Genomic DNA, 19196 nt, shown 5'->3' on the forward strand with positions numbered 1-19196 from the left:
GATTGATAGTTTGCAATATAAAATAAATAATAAAAACGGTTCAACACAGCGAAATAAAATCGGCCTGTAAATGGCCAGAAGTTGGGTAATTTAATGGAAAACTTTTTTCTTGATATAACCACTGCAATGCAAAGTCAGCAGTGGTTTTATTTTTTGACTGTGGGCTTAGTTAGCCTGTGTATTGGTAGCTTTTTAAATGTGGTGATTTATCGTTTGCCACTGATGATGAAACGAGAATGGCAAACGGAATGCCGTATTGTATTGGCCGATGAGCTCAATTCAAAACAGCAAACAGAACAAGACCCCTTTAACTTAGTAAAACCTAATTCAACTTGCCCTACATGCAAAGCACCAATAAAAGCTTGGCAGAATATTCCTGTACTAAGTTGGTTATTACTCAAAGGTCGTTGTGCCAGTTGCAAAACACCGATTTCGGTGCGTTATCCTATTGTTGAAATTTTAACAGCTGTTTTAAGTTTAATAGTTGCAGCTGTGTTTGGTCCAACTAAATTAGCTCTACTTTATATATTAATTACTTGGGTTTTAGTCGCTTTAACCTTTATAGATATAGATCATATGTTACTGCCTGATCAGCTCACATTGCCATTGGTTTGGTTAGCATTAATTGCTGCAACTTTGGATATTACCATTGCTCCAAGCGACGCTATTATCGGCGCCGCAGTTGGCTACCTGAGCTTATGGAGTGTCTACTGGTTATTCAAGCTTGCTACTGGTAAAGAAGGCATGGGTTATGGCGACTTTAAACTGTTAGCTGTGTTTGGTGCGCTACTAGGCTGGCAAGATATTTTAACTATCGTGCTATTATCAAGTGTCGTTGGTGCCATCATTGGCATTACACAAATAATCATTCAAGGTAAAGATAAAACCACGCCAATCCCATTTGGGCCTTACCTTGCAATTGCTGGTTGGGTCACTTTGCTATGGCGTGAGCAAATTCAAGCCTATTACTTTAACTTTTTAGGTTACTGATTATGGCAAAGTGGATTTTAGGAATTACTGGCGGTATTGGCTCTGGAAAAAGCGCGGTAAGCGCAATGTTTGAAGAACTTGGAATTAAAGTAGTCGACGCTGATGTTGTTGCCAGAGAAGTTGTCGAGCCAGGCTCAACGGGTCTAAAAAAAATTACTGAATATTTTGGTGATGAAATACTCACGAGTAGCAGCACACTCGATCGCGCAAAACTAAGAACAATAATCTTTGCTGATGAATCTAAAAAACAATGGCTAAATAGCTTATTGCACCCGCTTATTAGAGAATCAATGCTGAGGCAATTACAAAAGGCCACCAGCTCCTATGTAATATTAGTTGCACCACTACTATTCGAAAATGGCTTAGAGAAATTTTGTAACCGCACTTTGCTCGTTGACGTTCCGGTTGAGGTGCAAATAACGAGAACCACGGCACGCGATAATGTTTCCACTGAATTAGCTGAGCAAATCATAGCCTCACAAATGTCTAGAGACGATAAGCTTCTAAAAGCGGATGATATTTTAGATAACAATCGTCCTCTTAGAGAGGTTTTTCTAACAGTTAAAGAGTTACATCTCTCATATTTAGCATCTGCACAACAATAGCTAATTCAAAATAGAATGCTAATATTAATTAGCACGTCACAAACTAACCCAAAAGAATTAGTAATAAATGTAAATACATGAGTTTATGATGATTTTATTTTGCAATTTTGACTAAATCAGACAAGACTGATGTTATACCCTAATTTTTTCTGGTAAATTGTGGCAAAGATAGGCTCAACTTAGGTGCGCAATGAATATAAACTCACCGCTTCTCAGAAAGTACATTACTCTTGGACGTATTGATGCCGAGACAGTAAAGTTAAAACAAAAAGAGTATAGTTCTACCGCAGAGCTTATAGCTAAAAGTTGCGGTATGGATGGTCGTGAACTTGCCGAGCAATGCACCGATCTATTTCGTGTTCCTTATTTTGATATTAAAGACTTTGATGTCACAAAAATTTCTGAAGAGCTGATCAAAGAAAAACTCATTCGCGAGCATCACATTCTGCCACTTGTAAAAAAAGGCAGTAAGCTCTATATAGCCGCATCGGATCCGACCGACTATGGTGCATTTGAAAACTTTGAGTTTAGTACAGGTCTCTCATGCGAAGTAGTGGTTGTTGATTACAATCAACTCGAAAATAAAATTGAACAATTATTCGATGCGACCGGAAGTTTACATCTTAGCGAAAGCGAATTTAAAGAGCTTGGCGAGCTTGAAACCGAAACCTCAACTGATTTAGCAGCTAAAGATGAAGACAAAGACGATGCACCGATTATTGTCTACATCAATAAAATTTTAATGGATGCAATTAAAAAAGGCGCGTCGGATTTACACTTTGAACCTTATGAACACCGATATCGTGTGCGTTTTCGGATCGATGGTATTTTGCATGAGATGGCAAGCCCGCCAAATAGCTTGGCTAGCCGCTTATCTGCACGTATCAAGGTTATGTCGCGACTAGATATCGCAGAAAAACGTAAACCTCAAGATGGTCGTATTAAGCTTAAAATAACCGAACGTAAAAGTATCGATTTTCGTGTAAGTACATTGCCTACATTATGGGGCGAGAAAATCGTAATGCGTATTCTCGACTCATCAAGTGCCATGCTCGGTATCGATGTCCTTGGCTATGAGCCTGAGCAGAAGAAGCTTTACATGGATGCACTTGAGCAGCCACAAGGGATGATCTTGGTGACAGGTCCTACAGGGTCTGGTAAAACCGTATCACTTTATACCGGTTTAAACATTCTCAACCAGCCTGAGCGTAATATTAGTACCGCCGAAGATCCAGTAGAGATAAACCTTGAAGGGATAAACCAAGTACAAATTAATCCAAAAGCTGAAATGACCTTTGCTAACGCATTAAAAGCATTCTTGCGACAAGATCCTGATGTTGTCATGGTTGGTGAGATCCGTGATCTTGAAACCGCTGAAATCGCGATTAAAGCAGCACAAACGGGTCACTTAGTTTTATCAACTCTACACACAAACTCAGCGCCAGAAACCCTAACTCGTCTTTTAAATATGGGGGTGCCTGCTTATAACGTAGCAAGTTCAATTAGTCTTATTATTGCACAGCGTCTAGCAAGACGACTTTGCCCTAAGTGTAAAACACCAGAAACACTACCTGATGAAGAACTGATTCGCCAAGGTTTTGATAAAGACAAGCTTAGTGAAATACAACTATTTGCACCTAAAGGTTGTGATAGTTGCACTGAGGGTTATAAAGGACGTGTTGGTGTCTATGAAGTAATGCAGATCACACCTGAAATTGCGCAAATTATTATGCGTGGTGGTAATTCCTTAGAGATTGCAGAAGTAGCATTGAGATCAGGATTCAATAACTTACGATTATCTGGACTCAAAAAAGCCGCAGCGGGTGTCACCTCACTTGCAGAAATCAACCGAGTAACGAGTTTCTAACTCGTTACTGGATTCTCTCACTCCAGTTCAGTAAGATCAGCCTAAATGAATTATTGAGAAGCAGCAATGCCAACTGTTGTAAATTGTCCAACCTGTAAAGAAAAAGTGGAGTGGTCAGAACAAAGTCCGTTCCGCCCATTCTGTTCAAAACGATGTCAACTTATTGATTTAGGTGAGTGGTCATTCGAAAATAATCGAATTTCAACACCTATTAGCAATGCTAATGAGCTTAGCCAAGATATGATTGAAGATATTGAAGCCATGCTCGCCAAAAATGACGACTCATTCTTTAAAGAGTAGATTTTAAGTAGTACCAATCCGCAATAATAATTAATCATTTTGAGGGATTAAACCTGTCGCTACCTGGGTTAAAAATTTCTGATTTACGACGGCATGGATGCAGAAGGTAGAGCAATGCAGGATCAATTGCCGAGCACAACTAAATAACGAAATTTTTGCTTTGTTATCAACGAGGTTTTGCTGCCTCAAAATAGACCACTTTATTAAGCACATTGGTATGAAATACAAAAATGCGGCATTTGCCGCATTTTATATATTAATAGTAACTCGCTTTTAACCTTAATAGTAACTCGCTTTTAACCTTCAGAGCGCTCACCTTTACGCTCGCCACGATTTCCATGATGGCCCTTTTTATGGCCTTTTTTACGAAGATGCTTTTTAATTTCTTGGTAGCTTTCACGTTGCTCAGTATTCAAAACCTGCCAAATATCATGCTCTGATTTCATCTTTAACAAGGCAAACTGCTGAGCTTTCGCCTGACGTGCTTTGATTAGCTCAAGAGCCGCATTTTCGTCAAATTTTGCTGTAGATAATAATACATCCATTTTTTCTTTGTGAGCTGCACGAGCGGCTTTCATTGCATCTTTTTCACCACGTAACGCTTCAAATTGCGTTTTCTGCTCAGCAAAAATCGCTTTTAGTTTCGTTTGCTGCTCTTCTGTAAGTTGTAATTTATCAATACCGCGCTCAGAAAGTAAAAAGCGTGCTTGTGGGTTCATTCCACGATAAAAGTCACCTTTTGCCATTGCTGAAGTTGTACCAACACTGGCTGCTGCTAAGCCACAAACAAGTACGAATTTAGAAAGTTTATTCGAAATAGTCATAATCATTACCTTTTGTTGAGTGGTGTTCCAGAGTCGTTTTCGACTGATGAGTTAACTATACTCATTACAATGCAAAGGAACGCAAAGCAGTGTAAAGGTTGTGTAAAGATTCACTTTTACACAATTTACTGAGTAAAATAACCTCAAAGAATTAAACTGCTAGGTGTCAAATGAAACTATTAATGATCGACGACGATACAGGGTTGTGCGAATTACTCAGTGAGTACTTAACAGCACAGGGATTTACAGTAGATTGTTTTCATGATGGCGCTGAAGGACTAAAACAAGCACTGCAATATAACTACGAACTTATTCTACTTGATGTGATGCTTCCCTCTATGGATGGGTTTGAAGTCTTAAAACAATTAAGGCAGCATAAACTCACTCCTGTGATCATGCTAACAGCCAAAGGAGAGGACTTTGATCGTATCTTTGGGTTAGAGCTTGGCGCTGATGATTATATTGCCAAACCATTTAATCACAGAGAGCTACTAGCTCGCGTTAAAGCAATTACCCGTCGTATTGAACATATTAATAGTCTGTCTAATCAACATAGCAATTCGTTAAGTGTAAACAGTATCAATATTAACTTTGCAACACGTGAGGCCTCAGTAAACGACAACATCCTCAGCCTAACAGGTACTGAATATGAAATTCTTGCAATGTTAGTAGACCATGCAGGAGAAGTGATCAGTAAAGAACAAATAAGTGAACAAGTATTGGGGAGACGCCTTGCTCCGTTTGACCGTTCAATAGATATGCATGTGAGTAATATTCGTAAGAAAATAGCTGAACATGTCAACAATGAACGAATAAAAACAATACGTGGTAGTGGCTACGTACTCATTCAAGGTGAATAACATGACGCCTCCTAGTTGGTTAAAGCACCCACGTCACTACCTATTTTTAAAAATCTTTGTATGGTTTTGGATTACCGTGCTGGCCACCATTACCCTACTCGTTTTTTTGAGTCAACTAACCAGCAATGTAGGCAGTGATAATCTACGCGGCCCGATGCTAAAAAACTTGCAGTACACTGCAAAAAGTATTGAGCGGATAGTTGCTAAACATGGCAAATCAACGCAAGAAGTATTATCCCATCCGCGCTTTTCAAAGCATAAATTGCTGTACTTAAATGGTGACGTACACGGAGTTGAAATGCTCAGTGAACCTATCTCTAAAGACATTGACTTAAGTTTGCTTAACTTTACTAAATACATGAGCCCACAAATTATATTTACCGATGAGTATCAAGCTTATGGGCCAATAGAATTAAATGTACCCGAAGGTAAGTTTTACCTCTATGAGATTGACGAGAAACGCAAAAAGCCGTTCTTCGTTAGCTTATGGCTAATGCCAACGTGGTTAAAGCTATTTATCGCTTTAATTGCATCATTAATGCTCAGCTTTTTCTTCAGTCGCAACTTAATTGCACCTATTAATAGCTTAAAAGAAACAGCAAAAAAACTCGCAAATGGTAACTTAGCAGCCCGAGCGGATGTATCGTCCACTCGACAAGATGAACTTGGTGTACTCGGGCGTGATTTTAATGCTATGGCAATACAGCTTGAACAACTTATTACGGCTCAAAAGCGATTACTAGCAGATATTTCTCATGAGCTACGTTCACCTTTAACGCGCTTAAAAATGGCAACTGGCCTTGCGCAAATGCAGGCTGATGATACCCAACAGGCCTATTTAGAGCGTATCGAAAAAGAGGCCAACCAGCTTGATAAAATGATTGCCGATGTACTACAGGTGTCACGGTTAGAAGCGAAGAGTCAGACCCTTTCTTTAAGTACGCAGTCACTACAAATCATAGTCGATCACGTACTTAACGACGCCCAATTTGAAGCCAAACAAAGTAATAAAGTATTGCGTGTTAATGGTGCGCTCAAAACCGATATTCGGTGTGATGAAACCTTAATTGCCAGTGCGCTTGAAAACGTGCTTCGCAATGCAATTAAGTACGCAGAGCACACCATTTCAATTAACCTAGAAGAGTCTGATGCTATTTACATGACTATTTGCGACGATGGTAAAGGTGTTGATGAAGCAAACCTTGCAAGGCTGTGTGAGCCTTTCTTTCGTCAAGAGCATGCACGCGATAGAAACACCGGTGGTACAGGTTTAGGGCTTGCAATTGCAAAGAATGCGATCTCTGCACATGATGGTACACTAACACTTGAAAACCAAGAACATGGTGGACTTTGCGTTAACATCCGCCTTCCTTTAAAGAGTCAGTAAATGTTTTATAGCACTGAAGCTAGCCTTATAAATAACACAGATCACATCAATCAGTTTTTTTCTGAGCAATTACAAAAAGACTTTCTTAGCACGAGTCATGGTCAGCTTTATTATGGTTATGCCATACCTGAGCAAGCAAATACAGCTGTCATCATTAGTAGTGGCCGAATTGAGTCTTTGGTTAAGTATAAGGAGTTACTGTGGGAACTTTATCAAAATGGCTGTGCGGTTTTTAGTGTTGACCACCAAGGCCAAGGTCGCTCTTATCGTCATTTAAAAAACGCTCATAAAGGCTATGTAAATCGTTTTACTGACTATGCCGATGACTTTGCCGTGTTTATTGATAAAGTGGTAAAGCAGCACTGGCAAGGAAAGCAGGTTTTACTCGGCCATTCAATGGGGAGTGCCATTGCCTATGATTACCTCTCGCGTTATCAGCATCAGTTTTCAGGTGCTTTTTTATCCGCGCCAATGTTTGATATTCACACCAAAGGTACACCAAAGCCTTTAGCTAAACTGGCTGCTAAAATTGCATCCTTACTTGGTCTTGGCCGTAGTTACGCATTTGGCCAAAGCGACTATTTGCCGGTCGACTTTACAGCCAATGAATTAACCAGTAGTGAAATTCGCTATAAGCTGTTTAGGGAACTGTATGCTGCAGAAGATGATTTACAACTAGGTGGCGTCACCTACGGCTGGCTCAATGCATCGTTTGATTTTATTGCTTCTTTAATCGATAAAAAAGTCGATATTCCTTTATTTATCGCAAGTGCAGAGCAAGATACCGTGGTCGATAATGCTGCGCAATTTGCACTTACCCATAAACAGAAACATGCACGATTGAAAACCTACGTGGGTGCTCGCCATGAACTGTTATGTGAACGCGACGAGATAAGACAGGCAGTACTCAGCGATTTTTATCAGTTTTGTGACTCTGTTTGACGAGACTTCTGAACGACTGAGAGCGGGTCTAGGTGAACTAATATATCCATCTCACATGCAAAATGAGTTTGGATCATTACCTCAACTTCATCAGCAACTTGATGAGCACGAATGAGCGATAGTGAATCTTCTAGCTCCAAATGCATTTGAATGAATTTGATCTTACCGCCTTGGCGAGTACGAATATCATGTGCGCCATAAACATCTCGATGACTATTTACAATGGCAAGAATCGTTTCTTTTTCTTCATCTGGAAGCTCTTTGTCCATAAGATGATCAGCACTTTCACGGGCAATATCCCAACTGTTATAAAGTAAATAAACTGCGACGCCAATTGCAAACAGAGGATCTGCATATGCAACACCGTATTTAGCCAACACAATAGCCAGCAACACAGCTAGGTTTAAGATCAAGTCACCTTTGTAATGAATTGAGTCAGCTTTAATTGCGATAGATTCTGTGTGGTTAATCACTTTGGTTTGTACAAATACCACCACTAACGTACAAACAATCGCAAAAATACTTACCCAAATACCTAAATCAGAATGCTTTAAGGTAACAGGGTTGAATAAACGCTCAATACCATGGAACGCTAAAAAACAACCAGAACCGGCAATGAATGCAGCTTGAGCAAGGCCAGCTAATGCTTCCGCTTTACCATGACCAAAGCGATGATCATCATCCGCTGGACGTAATGCATAACCTAGCACTAAAAAGCTCATTAAAGATGCAGTGATGTCCATCAGTGAGTCGGTTAATGAGCCAAGCATAGAAGCTGAGCCTGAAGCAAGCCACGCCCAACTTTTTGCGGCAATCATCAAGCTGACCATAGTGATAGTCACTAAACTAGCTGTTTTAACCCAAAACTCATAACTGCGATGTTGCACAAAACTTACCTTTAGATATTAACAGTTGTCAGTATATCATCTTTTTATTTGAGTTCGTGTATACTCACCGACAATTGATATTGTTTAAAAAAGAGAGTCACATGCTTGATATAGTGTTATACCAACCAGAGATCCCACCTAACACTGGAAATATCATCCGTTTATGCGCAAACACTGGCTACGCCTTACATCTTATTGAACCTCTTGGCTTTGAATGGGATGACAAGCGTGTAAAACGTGCAGGACTTGATTATCATGAATTTAGTCACGTACAACGTCATGCTTCGTTCGAAGCATACCTAGAAAAATGCCAACCTAAGAAAGTCTATGCATGTACGACTAAAGGCAGTCAGTTTCACCATCAAGCACAATACCAACCAGGTGACTGTTTAGTGTTTGGTCCGGAAACTCGAGGCCTACCTGATGAGCTCATTCAATCTTTACCTAAAGAGCAACGAGTACGTATCCCGATGCAAAAAGACAGTCGAAGCATGAACTTATCTAATTCTGTGGCTGTATTTGTATATGAGTCTTGGCGTCAACTTGGCTTTGTTAATGGCCAGTAAGTTATTGAAAAAACGTTTTTAATAAAAACACACTAATTATTTAGCATTACCATTTTTTATGAACTAACCTAAATAGGCTGGCTTGTTCCTAAAGATGGTTTTAAATGCGCCCTTTTCATATTTTATGTTGCTCGACCTTGCTGATGCATCTTCCATTAGGTAAAGCATCAGCTGCAACAACCTTGCCCACGCAAGCTTCTAATTTTCCATATATCATTCTTCTGGCCCTCATTACCTTATTACTTTTGGCTTGGCTGTTTTTTTATTACAGAAATAAAAAAATGATATTCACGGATGCGTTATTGTCTAAAGCAAAAGATGCTATTTGGATAACCGACGAAGACTTCAATATCATTGAGATAAATGACGCTTTTTCTGAAATTACTGGCTATCAAAAAGTCGATGTTATCGGCAAAAAGTTTAAGGCGCTAACTCAAAGCGGTCGAGACCAACAGCTTGAAGCAATCATTCTCCAAGAGTTAGAGCAAGATGGTTACTGGTCTGGCGAAATGTGGAACATTCGTAAAGACGGTCAACCTTACGCTCTGGCTTTATCAATCACCAAAGTAATAACCTCATCACTGACTAAGCCTACTGTTCGCTATGTTGGACTGTTTTACGATATCACAACTCGTAAAAATACTGAGCGCAGTATGCTTAAGCTCACAACAAAAGATACTGTTACAGGATTATCGAATCGTGCTATTTTTATTGAATCTCTTGATAAAGCAATCAAAGCATGTAACGACACTTACCCGAGTTTACTCATCGTATTTATTGACATCGATAATTTCAAAAAGATAAATGACTCTTTAGGTCATACCTTAGGTGATGTGTTACTCAAAGAGGTTGCGTGCCGCTTAACAGCATCGCTCAATTCAGGCTTCACAATCGCCAGACTAGGTGCAGATGAGTTTGCAATACTTGTTCCTCCATACCTTTATTCAGGAAAAACGATATTCTTTGCAAAGCAAACTGTGGATACAGTTCTTCAGCAATTCAAAACACCTTTTATGCTGGATAATTTTGAAACTTCATTATCTGTATGTTGTGGTCTCGCTATTTATCCAGACAATGCTTATAACTGCGAGAACCTGATGCGCAGTGCCAATAGCGCATTAAATCATGCAAAAAAAATAGGCCGAAATACATACCAGTTTTTTGATAAAGATCGCCACACACTTGACCCAACCGAGTTAACGAAAGAAAGCGCTCTGTTTAAGGCAATTACCAATAATGACTTTGAACTTTACTTCCAACCTAAGTTTGATGCTCAACACAATCGTCTGCATGGCTTTGAAGCCCTAGTTAGGTGGCCTCAAGATGATGGCAGTATTATAACACCTGACGAATTCATCCCTCTTGCAGAACAAAATGGTGCCATTATCCCACTAACACAATTACTAATAGAGCGGTTACTAAAACAACTATCTAGCTGGCAAAAGCAAAATATACGGTTTGGCAATGTAGCCATTAACATTTCTGCATTACACTTTCAGCACAGTAGCTTAATAGACACATTAATAGAATACTTAGGCAAGTTTGATGTGCCAGCCTACTGCTTGGAGTTAGAAATAACAGAAAGTGCAATGATGGATAACCCTGAGTTTGCCCTTCAGCAAATGACACGTATAAAAGCGCTTGGTGTTAACATCGCCCTAGACGACTTTGGTACAGGGCACTCATCGTTAAGTTACCTGAAACGGTTTCCTATCGACACCCTAAAAATTGACAAATCCTTTGTCAAAGACATCGCTCATAACGATCAAGATAGAAACATCACGGCAACTATTGTCCGCTTGGCAAAGTATCTAGGTATTAATATTATTGCCGAGGGCGTTGAAACCCAAGAGCAGGCTTACATGTTACATATTATGGGTTGCCATTTTCAACAGGGATTCTATTACAGTAAGCCTCTTAAAGCTGAACAAGTGGTCGATTTCATTAATAAAAACAAGTTAAACAACCAACTTAAGTAATACCTATTCGCTTAATTAAGTGAGCTATTTTGAGGCAACAAAATCTGGTTAATAACAAGGCTAAGATTTAGTTTTTTAGATCTTTAAAAGAGAAGGTATTAGTACCTCGCATTGCGAGCAGTTATAAGTTGTAAAAAACAAAAAACGCGATTACTAATCGCGTTTTGTTTTAAGTGCGCCAGTATCATTACTCTGACTTTTGCTCTCGACCAAGCAACGCCATCGCAGCTTCTTTTACATCTTTATTTTCATAAAGCACTTTGTAAATTTGCTCTGTGATCGGCATTTCGATGCCGGTACGCTCAGCAAGTAAAAACACTTCTTTAGTATTTCTATAGCCTTCGACAACCTGACCAATTGATTCGATTGCCGCTTCGACTCCTTCACCTTTACCCAGTGCCAGACCAAAACGACGGTTACGCGATTGGTTATCTGTACAGGTTAAGATTAAGTCACCAAGACCTGCCATGCCCATAAAGGTATCTGAACGGGCACCTAATGCACAACCTAAACGACACAGCTCAGCTAAACCACGGGTTATTAAAGCTGTACGAGCATTAGCCCCAAAGCCAAAACCGTCCGACATACCTGCGCCAATCGCAATCACATTTTTTACTGCGCCACCAAGTTGTATACCAATGAAATCATCATTGTTATACACCCTAAATGAGCGGCCACAATGTAAAAGATCAGCCAGCTGCTTTGCAAAATCTTTAGAAGTCGACGATACCGAAATAGCTGTTGGCAAGCCCATAGCCATTTCTTTAGCAAAAGTAGGTCCTGAAAGCACGGCCAGTGGAATATTATCCCCAAGCTCTTGTACTGCAACTTCTTGCAATAAACGCCCTGTGTTAGGCTCTAAACCTTTTGTAGCCCACGCAACTTCAGCTTCCTCGTTTAACCATGGTTTTATTTTCTGAAGAGTGCCTGCGAAAGCATGACTTGGTACAACCACTAGAATGATTTTACTTGCTTTTACTGCTGTTTCTAGATCAGCTTCTAGCTTTAGCGACTCAGGAAAGGTGACATCAGGAACATAACGTTGATTTTTTCGCTCAGCTGCAAGCGTAGCAACGTCATCGCTATTGCGCCCCCATAAAGTGACTGGGTGACCATTTCTGGCAAAGCAAATAGCAAGGGCGGTGCCATACGACCCCGCCCCTAAAACTGTAACAGCTGATTGTGCTGTAGTCATAGCTTATGCGTCTGCAGTTGCCTGTTGCTCTTGAGCTGCACGCTGTTGCATGTATTGAGCAAAAAGAGCATCAAAGTTAACTGGTGCTAAGTTTAATTGTGGGAAAGTACCACGGTTAACTAAGTTTGATACTGCTTCACGAGCGTAAGGGAAAAGTACGTTCGGGCAGAATGCACCTAGCATGTGTGCAAGTTGTACTTCTTCAACATCAGCGATAGTAAAAATACCTGCTTGTTGAATTTCACAAAGGAACGCTGTTTCTTCACCGATAGATGCTGTCACTGTTAATGCAAGAACAACTTCAAATACACCTTCTTCTAACTTGTTAGAACGAGTATCTAGGTCAAGTTTAACTTCAGGAGTCCACTCTTTTTGGAAAATTGCTGGCGAATTAGGTGTCTCGAATGAAACATCTTTTGTGTAAATACGTTGGATTGTGAATTGCGCGCCTGCTTGTTGTTCTGCTGCGTTTTGATTTTCTTCGTTCATTGTAATTCCTATCTTGAATTCGTTTTTATAATTAAAAATTTAAGCGTTAAGCTTTGCGTCTAAAAGGCCTTGAGCCTCTATTGCCATCATGTCGTCGCAACCACCGATATGTTCATCATTGATGAAAATTTGTGGCACCGTGTAACCACCATTTGCTTTATCGATCATTTCATCGCGTCGTTCTGGATGAACACCAATATCAATGTTCGTGTAGTTTACACCTTTACTGTCTAACAATGCCAAAGCGCGTTGGCAAAATGGGCAGTAAGCCTTTGTGTAAAGAACAACATTACTCATAATAATTCCTCTATCGAGCTGCAACGTAGATATTTAACGGCCTGTCGTTGTTGGTAGGCTCGCTGATTGCCATGCACCCATACCACCTGATAATACATAAACACGCTCATAGCCTGCTTTATGCATAGCAGTTGCGATACCTGAAGCTGTCATGCCTGTAGTACATACAAGTATAATGGGTTTACTCTTAAACTTTTCAAGGCTTGAAAAATCAGATTGTTTAGCTTTTTCCGGATTTAAATGCTCTGCACCCGCAATTCGACCCGAATTAAATTCTTTTTGAGGACGAATATCAACGACTTGACCATCTTCACGATTAATCAGCAAAGTTACTTGTTGTGGGTTAATCTGGCGAATAGCTGAAAATTTACTTTTAAACCAACTGCTGATCAGCATTGCTACTAATGCTAACCAAATGATGCTCAAAACCGGATGATTTGAGATAAATTCAATATATTGATCCATGCGTTTTCCACTAAGAAATTTAGGTACCACAGCGCATAGCCATGGGTTAATTAAAATTTGCCACGCAAGTATACGTGCTTGAATTGAAAATGCTAGGGCGTGAAATATTTTAATATGACATATTGATAGCTGATCAAAACCATAAAACACGGTATGCTAGTGATATATAAGTGCCAATCTTCAGGAGCTATAATGACAGAGCATAAAAAACCATTGGTATTAATGATCTTAGACGGTTGGGGATACCGTGAAGATACAGAAAGTAACGCTATACTTGCTGCTAATACCCCAGTACTCGATAACCTTTGGGCAACCCGCCCACATACATTAATTTCAGGTTCGGGACTTGATGTTGGTTTACCTGCAGGACAAATGGGTAACTCTGAAGTAGGCCACGTAAACTTAGGTGCTGGCCGTATTGTTTACCAAGATTTTACGCGCATCACAAAAGCCATTGATGATGGTGAATTCGATAGCAACCCAGCACTTGTTGATAATATCGACAAAGCTGTAAATGCAGGCAAAGCTGTACATATCATGGGTCTTTTAAGCCCGGGTGGTGTTCATAGTCACGAAGACCACATTGTTGCAACGATTGAACTTGCAGCCAAGCGCGGTGCAAAAGAAGTTTACTTCCACGGTTTCTTAGATGGTCGTGACACGCCGCCACGCAGTGCAAAAGCATCAATTGAGCGTATCGAAGCATTATTTGCAGAACTTGGCTGCGGCCGTTTAGCAACACTTGTTGGTCGTTACTATGCAATGGACCGCGATAACCGTTGGAACCGTGTCGAGCTTGCTTATGACGTTATGGTTAGTGGTATTGCTGAATACAGCTACACTGATGGCGTAACCGCACTAGAAGAGGCTTATGCACGTGATGAAAACGATGAATTCGTTGCTGCAACTACAGTAGTACCAGAAGGCCAAACAGCTGTTGAGATTAATGACGGCGACACTGTTATCTTTGCTAACTTCAGAGCAGACCGAGCACGTGAAATGACTCGTGCCTTTGTTGATGCTGACTTTAGCGGTTTTGATAAGAAAAAATCACCTAAGTTAAGCTCTTTTGTAATGATGACTGAGTATGCAGCAGACATTAAAGCACCGATTGCATTTGCCCCAGAGCCTTTAACAAATGTATTAGGCGAATGGCTAGAGAAACAAGGTAAAACACAACTACGTATTTCTGAAACAGAAAAATACGCACACGTGACCTTCTTCTTTAGTGGTGGCCGTGAAGATGAATTTGTTGGCGAGACTCGCGAACTAATTCCATCACCACAAGTTGCAACATATGATCTGCAACCAGAAATGAACTCAGAAATGCTGACCGATAAATTGGTTGAAGCAATCGCTAGCGGTAAATACGATGCCATCATCTGTAACTACCCTAATGGAGACATGGTAGGTCACTCAGGTGTATTCGAAGCTGCAGTTAAAGCATGTGAAGCTGTTGACCACTGTATTGGTCGTGTTATAGCTGCACTTGAAGAGCATGGTGGTGAAGCGCTGATCACAGCAGACCACGGTAATGCAGAACAAATGGCTAACCCAGCAACAGGTCAAGCGCATACTGCACACACTAGTGAGCCTGTGCCATTTATCTATGTTGGCCGTGATGCAACACCACATGATGGTAAAACATTAAGTGACGTGGCTCCTACCATGCTTCACCTACTCGGCTTAGAGCAGCCAAGTGAAATGACTGGTAAACCAATCATGACGCTGAAATAAGCTATGAGTAAATGTATTAACCACTTCTTTAAAACTGGTTTAATACTGACTTCATTAGTAACAACTTCGGTTGTTGCTAATGAAGATCAAACCAAAAAAGACTTATCAGACATTCAATCAGCTTTACAAAAAACAGAGGCTGAGCTTAAAGGTCAACGCAAGTCCATTGCTCAAATGCGCAAAGATCTGCGTGCTCATGAGCTTGATATAGCTCAAAATGCCAAAGCATTAAACCTTGCAGCCCAATCGGTTAAAGAAAACGAGCAACAACAGCGAGAACAACAAGCTAAAGCACAGCAGCTTAAAGCTCAACAAGCCAAGCGACAAACCTTATTAGCTGCCCAGCTAAAAAGCGCCTACATGGCTGGTAGCCATGACTATTCAAAAATGCTGCTTAACCAACAAGACACTGCCAAAATTGAGCGCACACTCAGTTATTACAATTACCTAAATAAAGCACGCATTAAGCAAATTGAAGAGCTCAAAGCACTGCAGCAAGAAATAGCTGACAACCAAGCTGAGCTTGAAAAAACGAAACAACGTCTAGTTGCCTTATATGATGAGCAAAAGCAGCGTCAGCAGGCCTTAGTTAAAGCTCAACAAGAACGTAAAAACAACCTCAATAAACTTCAGTCAGCACTCAAAGAGACTAAAAGCTCAATAGACTATTTAAAAGAGAATGAACAAACTCTCATCACAGCCATTGAAGAGTTAGAAAGAGAGCGCACTGAAAAAGTAGAACTACTAGGTCTTCAAAGCAGTAAAGGAAAGCTAGACTGGCCAACCAAAGGGGCACTACGCCATCGCTTTGGACAACGTAAGCACGGCAACATAGACTGGAAAGGCGTACTCATTAGTGCCAAAGAAGGCAGTAATGTTAAAAGCGTACAGAACGGCCAAGTTGTTTATGCCGATTGGTTAAATGGCTTTGGTTGGGTGATTGCCATTGACCATGGTGATGGCTTTATGAGCTTATACGGCCATGCTCAAACTCTACTTCGCGATGTTGGTGACCTTGTTAGAGAAGGCGAAACAATTGCTTTAGTTGGTCAAAGCGGCGGACAACCAGATCCTGGTCTATACTTTGAAATACGCCACAAAGGACGCGCAGTAAATCCTGTAAAATGGTGCAGACGCATTTAATAGATTAAATAGCTGCACCCTATGAGGAGCAGCTGATGCTAAACACAACCCTTACATTCAGAGCTATCTACCCAGCCAAGTTTTTTACTCAGCTGTGTTTTATAACGTTAGTTACATTATTTTGCTTGGTGTTTCAATCGTTCCCAAGCATTGCTAAACCCTCGCTTGAAACACTTCATCGTCAACAGTTAAACGAAATACTTTTTAATATTCACACCTATTATGTAGATGATTTGAAGTTACAAAATAGCTTTGTTAGTCAACCTAATAACGACCAAGTGGAAGAATTACTAGAACAGCTTGATCCCTACTCTAAATATCTTAATGAAAATGAGCTCGATGCCATATTTAGCAACACCAATGGTCGCTACACAGGCTTGGGGATCGAAGTTAAAATGGATAATGGACGAGTTTATATCGTCAATACTTTAAGTAACTCCCCAGCAGAACAAGCGGGATTACAAATAAATGATGAAGTTGTTGCGATTAATCATCAGCCTATCATGAATAAGAGTATTGATGAGGTTGCAACGCTGATTCGAGAGAGCGGATTAGACGCCGTCAATGTTTCAATAATGCGAAAAGAATCAACAGCATTAAGCTTTTCAATTAAGCGCCAGCAAATCACACTAGAAAGCGTTCATGGCTACCTATCCAATTCAGGCGTCGCTTTATTAAGCATTAATACATTTAATAATCACACACTGCATGACGTTGCACGTGAACTTGCAAAAATGCAAGTTAATAACAGCTTCCCATTATCTGGTTTAATTATTGATTTACGTGATAATCCCGGCGGCACATTGCAAGGCGCCATAGAGGTTGCAGACTTATTTCTAGACAGCGGCATCATTGTTTCAACTAAAGGACGCTTTAATGAGGCAAACCAGAGATACACTGCGCATAGCGGTGATATTTTAGAAGGAGCCCCTATTGCTGTTTTAATAAATGAAAACTCAGCTTCTGCCGCAGAAATTCTCGCCGCTGCACTTCGCGATAACCAACGTGCAACTTTAATTGGCGAAACATCTTTTGGTAAAGGCTCAGTGCAATCGCTTATTCCGCTAGGCAACGGTAATACAGCATTAAAACTCACCACTGCGCGTTATTATACCCCTCTTGGTCAGTCAATAGATGGTAAAGGGATCACACCTGATGTGAGTATAAATCAAACAATACTTTCAGAAATTAACCAAGACGTTATAATAAAAAATATACAAGAATTGGCGCTTTTTAGTTCACTGCTTGATAGACAGGACAAAAAACAGCTGACAGCAAAACAGTTCGCTATTATGCAGTAAGTAAGCGCACACACTGGATATAATAATTACAAAAAGTGAATCGACTAAAAAGCTTATTAATCGCTGCTTTGTGCTTGCCTCTATTCTGCCAAGCAAAGCAAATTGCCATTGTTATAGACGACATTGGTAATAATCAACGCGATCTAGAGATACTCAACTTACCAGGGCAAGTTACGTTTTCTATCTTGCCCCATACCCCTTACTCACAAATTTTTGCAGAGCGTGCTAGTAAAACTCATAAAGAATTGCTTTTACATGTTCCAATGCAAGCGCTTGATAAAAGCAAAGCGCTTGGTCCTGGAGCCCTCACCGATACTATGACTAAGTCTGAGTTACAAACAACCCTCGGCCATGCGTTAGCATCACTGCCACAGGTAAAAGGGGTCAATAACCATATGGGCTCTGAGCTAACACAGCTTACCGAGCCAATGAAATGGACGATGGAAGTTTTAAAAAAACGTGGTTTGTACTTCTTAGATAGCCGTACAACCAGCCAAAGTGAAGCGCAAAATGTTGCTAACCTGTATGGTGTGGCTAATGTATCTCGTCATGTATTTCTTGATAACAATGTCACCCAAAGCCAGCTACAACATCAACTTGAGGAACTTAAAAGCAAAGCTGAGCACTTCAACTACGCAATCGCCATTGCCCACCCCTACCCAGAAACTGTTACATTTCTTCAGCAAGCACTCCCAGAACTACAACGACAAGGCTTCGAACTTGTTCCTCTCTCACAACTAGTCGAAACCAAATACATTCAACTAGCCAAAGCAGAACAAAGACAAGGGGAGTAAGCGTTATAAACGTGAGTAGCGAGTTAGAAAGGGTAAAGTTTGAGATCTGGCGTAGGTTGGGTAGAGCGCAGCGAAACCTAACACAGTGCTATCAGCTTTCAGCCGTCAGCGATCAGCCGCGCGGTGGAGGTGTTTGGTGCTGCGTCTTCCTCTGCCGGAGGTTCTAGGCAAAGTGTACTTGTAGGAATGGCTTTAGCCGTAAATGTGTTTGTTCTGGTCTGAATTCGGCACTGAAGTGCCTCCTACGGGGGTTGTTGCTGAGGGTGACTCTGTACTAAACAACCACACAGTTCAACTTTACCCTTGCTAACTTGTAACTAGCTAACTCGTGTTGGGTTTCGCTCCGCTCTACCCAACCTACCTGGAGAATGAACAGGGAGTGCTGAGGGAGTCTCTGTACTAAACAACCCCGCAGTTCAGCTGATGTCTGATGGCTGAAAGCTGACAGCTAAAACGCAAAAAAGCCCGACTCTTTCGAATCGGGCTTTCTTTAATTTGGAGCCTGGCGATGTCCTACTTTCACATGGCAAATGCCACACTATCATCGGCGCTGTTTCGTTTCACTACT

19 protein-coding genes are annotated in these 19196 nt (G+C 40.7%); 13 read left to right on the top strand and 6 right to left on the bottom strand.

What is annotated here, in order from left to right; all coding sequences use genetic code 11:
- Positions 1–93 precede the first annotated feature (93 nt).
- From ACSFVZ_RS14195 to yacG, 4 genes are all read left to right on the top strand, one after another.
- On the top strand, positions 94–990 hold the full coding sequence (locus ACSFVZ_RS14195) for a prepilin peptidase (protein WP_135923546.1): 897 nt from the start codon (positions 94–96) through the stop codon (positions 988–990).
- 2 nt (positions 991–992) lie between these two features.
- On the top strand, positions 993–1595 hold the full coding sequence (gene coaE, locus ACSFVZ_RS14200) for a dephospho-CoA kinase (protein WP_138558583.1): 603 nt from the start codon (positions 993–995) through the stop codon (positions 1593–1595).
- Between the two features lie 190 nt (positions 1596–1785).
- Positions 1786–3462: a type IV-A pilus assembly ATPase PilB gene (gene pilB / locus ACSFVZ_RS14205; protein WP_135923544.1), complete on the top strand. Its 1677-nt coding sequence runs from the start codon at positions 1786–1788 to the stop codon at positions 3460–3462.
- Between the two features lie 66 nt (positions 3463–3528).
- On the top strand, positions 3529–3762 hold the full coding sequence (gene yacG, locus ACSFVZ_RS14210; RefSeq protein ID WP_135923543.1) for a DNA gyrase inhibitor YacG: 234 nt from the start codon (positions 3529–3531) through the stop codon (positions 3760–3762).
- Positions 3763–4058: 296 nt separating this feature from the next.
- On the opposite strand, the gene ACSFVZ_RS14215 is transcribed toward yacG, so the two are convergent.
- The gene (locus ACSFVZ_RS14215; RefSeq protein WP_435559114.1) at positions 4059–4586 is read right to left on the bottom strand and encodes a Spy/CpxP family protein refolding chaperone; all 528 of its coding nucleotides are present in this window, start codon (positions 4584–4586) and stop codon (positions 4059–4061) included.
- 170 nt (positions 4587–4756) lie between these two features.
- On the opposite strand from ACSFVZ_RS14215, the gene ACSFVZ_RS14220 reads away from it, so the two are divergent.
- Genes ACSFVZ_RS14220 through ACSFVZ_RS14230 form a run of 3 tightly spaced genes read left to right on the top strand, consistent with a single transcriptional unit; the run spans position 4757 to position 7775 of the window.
- Positions 4757–5446, top strand: a complete 690-nt coding sequence (locus tag ACSFVZ_RS14220) for a response regulator transcription factor (protein WP_135923540.1) — start codon at positions 4757–4759, stop codon at positions 5444–5446.
- Between the two features lies 1 nt (position 5447).
- Positions 5448–6833, top strand: coding sequence for an ATP-binding protein (locus tag ACSFVZ_RS14225; RefSeq protein WP_135923539.1), 1386 nt, complete (start codon positions 5448–5450; stop codon positions 6831–6833).
- Entirely contained in the window at positions 6834–7775 is a 942-nt protein-coding gene (locus ACSFVZ_RS14230; RefSeq protein ID WP_435559115.1) for an alpha/beta fold hydrolase, read from the top strand.
- On the opposite strand, the gene ACSFVZ_RS14235 is transcribed toward ACSFVZ_RS14230, so the two are convergent.
- On the bottom strand, positions 7754–8662 hold the full coding sequence (locus tag ACSFVZ_RS14235; protein WP_135923537.1) for a cation diffusion facilitator family transporter: 909 nt from the start codon (positions 8660–8662) through the stop codon (positions 7754–7756). The genes ACSFVZ_RS14230 and ACSFVZ_RS14235 overlap by 22 nt on opposite strands.
- Positions 8663–8763: 101 nt before the next feature.
- Between ACSFVZ_RS14235 and trmL the strand changes: the two genes are divergently transcribed.
- Positions 8764–9228, top strand: a complete 465-nt coding sequence (gene trmL / locus ACSFVZ_RS14240; RefSeq protein ID WP_054550977.1) for a tRNA (uridine(34)/cytosine(34)/5-carboxymethylaminomethyluridine(34)-2'-O)-methyltransferase TrmL — start codon at positions 8764–8766, stop codon at positions 9226–9228.
- Between the two features lie 302 nt (positions 9229–9530).
- Positions 9531–11207, top strand: a complete 1677-nt coding sequence (locus ACSFVZ_RS14245; protein ID WP_168246714.1) for a putative bifunctional diguanylate cyclase/phosphodiesterase — start codon at positions 9531–9533, stop codon at positions 11205–11207.
- Positions 11208–11394: 187 nt separating this feature from the next.
- Here ACSFVZ_RS14245 and gpsA read toward each other — a convergent pair whose 3' ends face one another.
- From gpsA to ACSFVZ_RS14265, 4 genes are read right to left on the bottom strand one after another with little or no spacing between them, the layout of a single operon-like run.
- Complete coding sequence (gene gpsA / locus ACSFVZ_RS14250; RefSeq protein WP_135923535.1) at positions 11395–12402, bottom strand: NAD(P)H-dependent glycerol-3-phosphate dehydrogenase; 1008 nt, start codon at positions 12400–12402, stop codon at positions 11395–11397.
- A 3-nt stretch (positions 12403–12405) separates the two neighbouring features.
- Complete coding sequence (gene secB, locus ACSFVZ_RS14255; RefSeq protein WP_135923534.1) at positions 12406–12891, bottom strand: protein-export chaperone SecB; 486 nt, start codon at positions 12889–12891, stop codon at positions 12406–12408.
- A gap of 39 nt (positions 12892–12930) precedes the next feature.
- The gene (gene grxC, locus ACSFVZ_RS14260) at positions 12931–13188 is read right to left on the bottom strand and encodes a glutaredoxin 3 (protein WP_135923533.1); all 258 of its coding nucleotides are present in this window, start codon (positions 13186–13188) and stop codon (positions 12931–12933) included.
- Positions 13189–13221: 33 nt separating this feature from the next.
- Complete coding sequence (locus ACSFVZ_RS14265; protein WP_135923532.1) at positions 13222–13653, bottom strand: rhodanese-like domain-containing protein; 432 nt, start codon at positions 13651–13653, stop codon at positions 13222–13224.
- A gap of 192 nt (positions 13654–13845) precedes the next feature.
- Here ACSFVZ_RS14265 and gpmM point away from each other — a divergent pair, with 192 nt between their 5' ends.
- Genes gpmM through ACSFVZ_RS14285 form a run of 4 tightly spaced genes read left to right on the top strand, consistent with a single transcriptional unit; the run spans position 13846 to position 18628 of the window.
- Positions 13846–15390, top strand: coding sequence for a 2,3-bisphosphoglycerate-independent phosphoglycerate mutase (gpmM, locus tag ACSFVZ_RS14270; RefSeq protein WP_435559116.1), 1545 nt, complete (start codon positions 13846–13848; stop codon positions 15388–15390).
- Positions 15391–15393: 3 nt separating this feature from the next.
- A complete protein-coding gene (locus ACSFVZ_RS14275) occupies positions 15394–16533 on the top strand; it encodes a murein hydrolase activator EnvC family protein (RefSeq protein ID WP_435559117.1) in 1140 nt (379 codons plus the stop codon).
- A 35-nt stretch (positions 16534–16568) separates the two neighbouring features.
- Positions 16569–17834: a S41 family peptidase gene (locus tag ACSFVZ_RS14280; protein ID WP_435559118.1), complete on the top strand. Its 1266-nt coding sequence runs from the start codon at positions 16569–16571 to the stop codon at positions 17832–17834.
- A gap of 35 nt (positions 17835–17869) precedes the next feature.
- Positions 17870–18628: a divergent polysaccharide deacetylase family protein gene (locus ACSFVZ_RS14285; protein WP_235381737.1), complete on the top strand. Its 759-nt coding sequence runs from the start codon at positions 17870–17872 to the stop codon at positions 18626–18628.
- Positions 18629–19196: the final 568 nt, after the last annotated feature.

This window comes from Pseudoalteromonas nanhaiensis, assembly GCF_051235485.1.
Taxonomy (GTDB): domain Bacteria; phylum Pseudomonadota; class Gammaproteobacteria; order Enterobacterales; family Alteromonadaceae; genus Pseudoalteromonas; species Pseudoalteromonas lipolytica_C.

Coding starts and splice junctions, on each gene's coding strand:
- ACSFVZ_RS14195 (WP_135923546.1), top strand. CDS start 94: ATGGAAAACTTTTTTCTTGATATAACCACTGCAATGCAAAGTCAGCAG.
- coaE (WP_138558583.1), top strand. CDS start 993: ATGGCAAAGTGGATTTTAGGAATTACTGGCGGTATTGGCTCTGGAAAA.
- pilB (WP_135923544.1), top strand. CDS start 1,786: ATGAATATAAACTCACCGCTTCTCAGAAAGTACATTACTCTTGGACGT.
- yacG (WP_135923543.1), top strand. CDS start 3,529: ATGCCAACTGTTGTAAATTGTCCAACCTGTAAAGAAAAAGTGGAGTGG.
- ACSFVZ_RS14215 (WP_435559114.1), bottom strand. CDS start 4,586: ATGACTATTTCGAATAAACTTTCTAAATTCGTACTTGTTTGTGGCTTA.
- ACSFVZ_RS14220 (WP_135923540.1), top strand. CDS start 4,757: ATGAAACTATTAATGATCGACGACGATACAGGGTTGTGCGAATTACTC.
- ACSFVZ_RS14225 (WP_135923539.1), top strand. CDS start 5,448: ATGACGCCTCCTAGTTGGTTAAAGCACCCACGTCACTACCTATTTTTA.
- ACSFVZ_RS14230 (WP_435559115.1), top strand. CDS start 6,834: ATGTTTTATAGCACTGAAGCTAGCCTTATAAATAACACAGATCACATC.
- trmL (WP_054550977.1), top strand. CDS start 8,764: ATGCTTGATATAGTGTTATACCAACCAGAGATCCCACCTAACACTGGA.
- gpsA (WP_135923535.1), bottom strand. CDS start 12,402: ATGACTACAGCACAATCAGCTGTTACAGTTTTAGGGGCGGGGTCGTAT.
- secB (WP_135923534.1), bottom strand. CDS start 12,891: ATGAACGAAGAAAATCAAAACGCAGCAGAACAACAAGCAGGCGCGCAA.
- grxC (WP_135923533.1), bottom strand. CDS start 13,188: ATGAGTAATGTTGTTCTTTACACAAAGGCTTACTGCCCATTTTGCCAA.
- ACSFVZ_RS14265 (WP_135923532.1), bottom strand. CDS start 13,653: ATGGATCAATATATTGAATTTATCTCAAATCATCCGGTTTTGAGCATC.
- gpmM (WP_435559116.1), top strand. CDS start 13,846: ATGACAGAGCATAAAAAACCATTGGTATTAATGATCTTAGACGGTTGG.
- ACSFVZ_RS14275 (WP_435559117.1), top strand. CDS start 15,394: ATGAGTAAATGTATTAACCACTTCTTTAAAACTGGTTTAATACTGACT.
- ACSFVZ_RS14280 (WP_435559118.1), top strand. CDS start 16,569: ATGCTAAACACAACCCTTACATTCAGAGCTATCTACCCAGCCAAGTTT.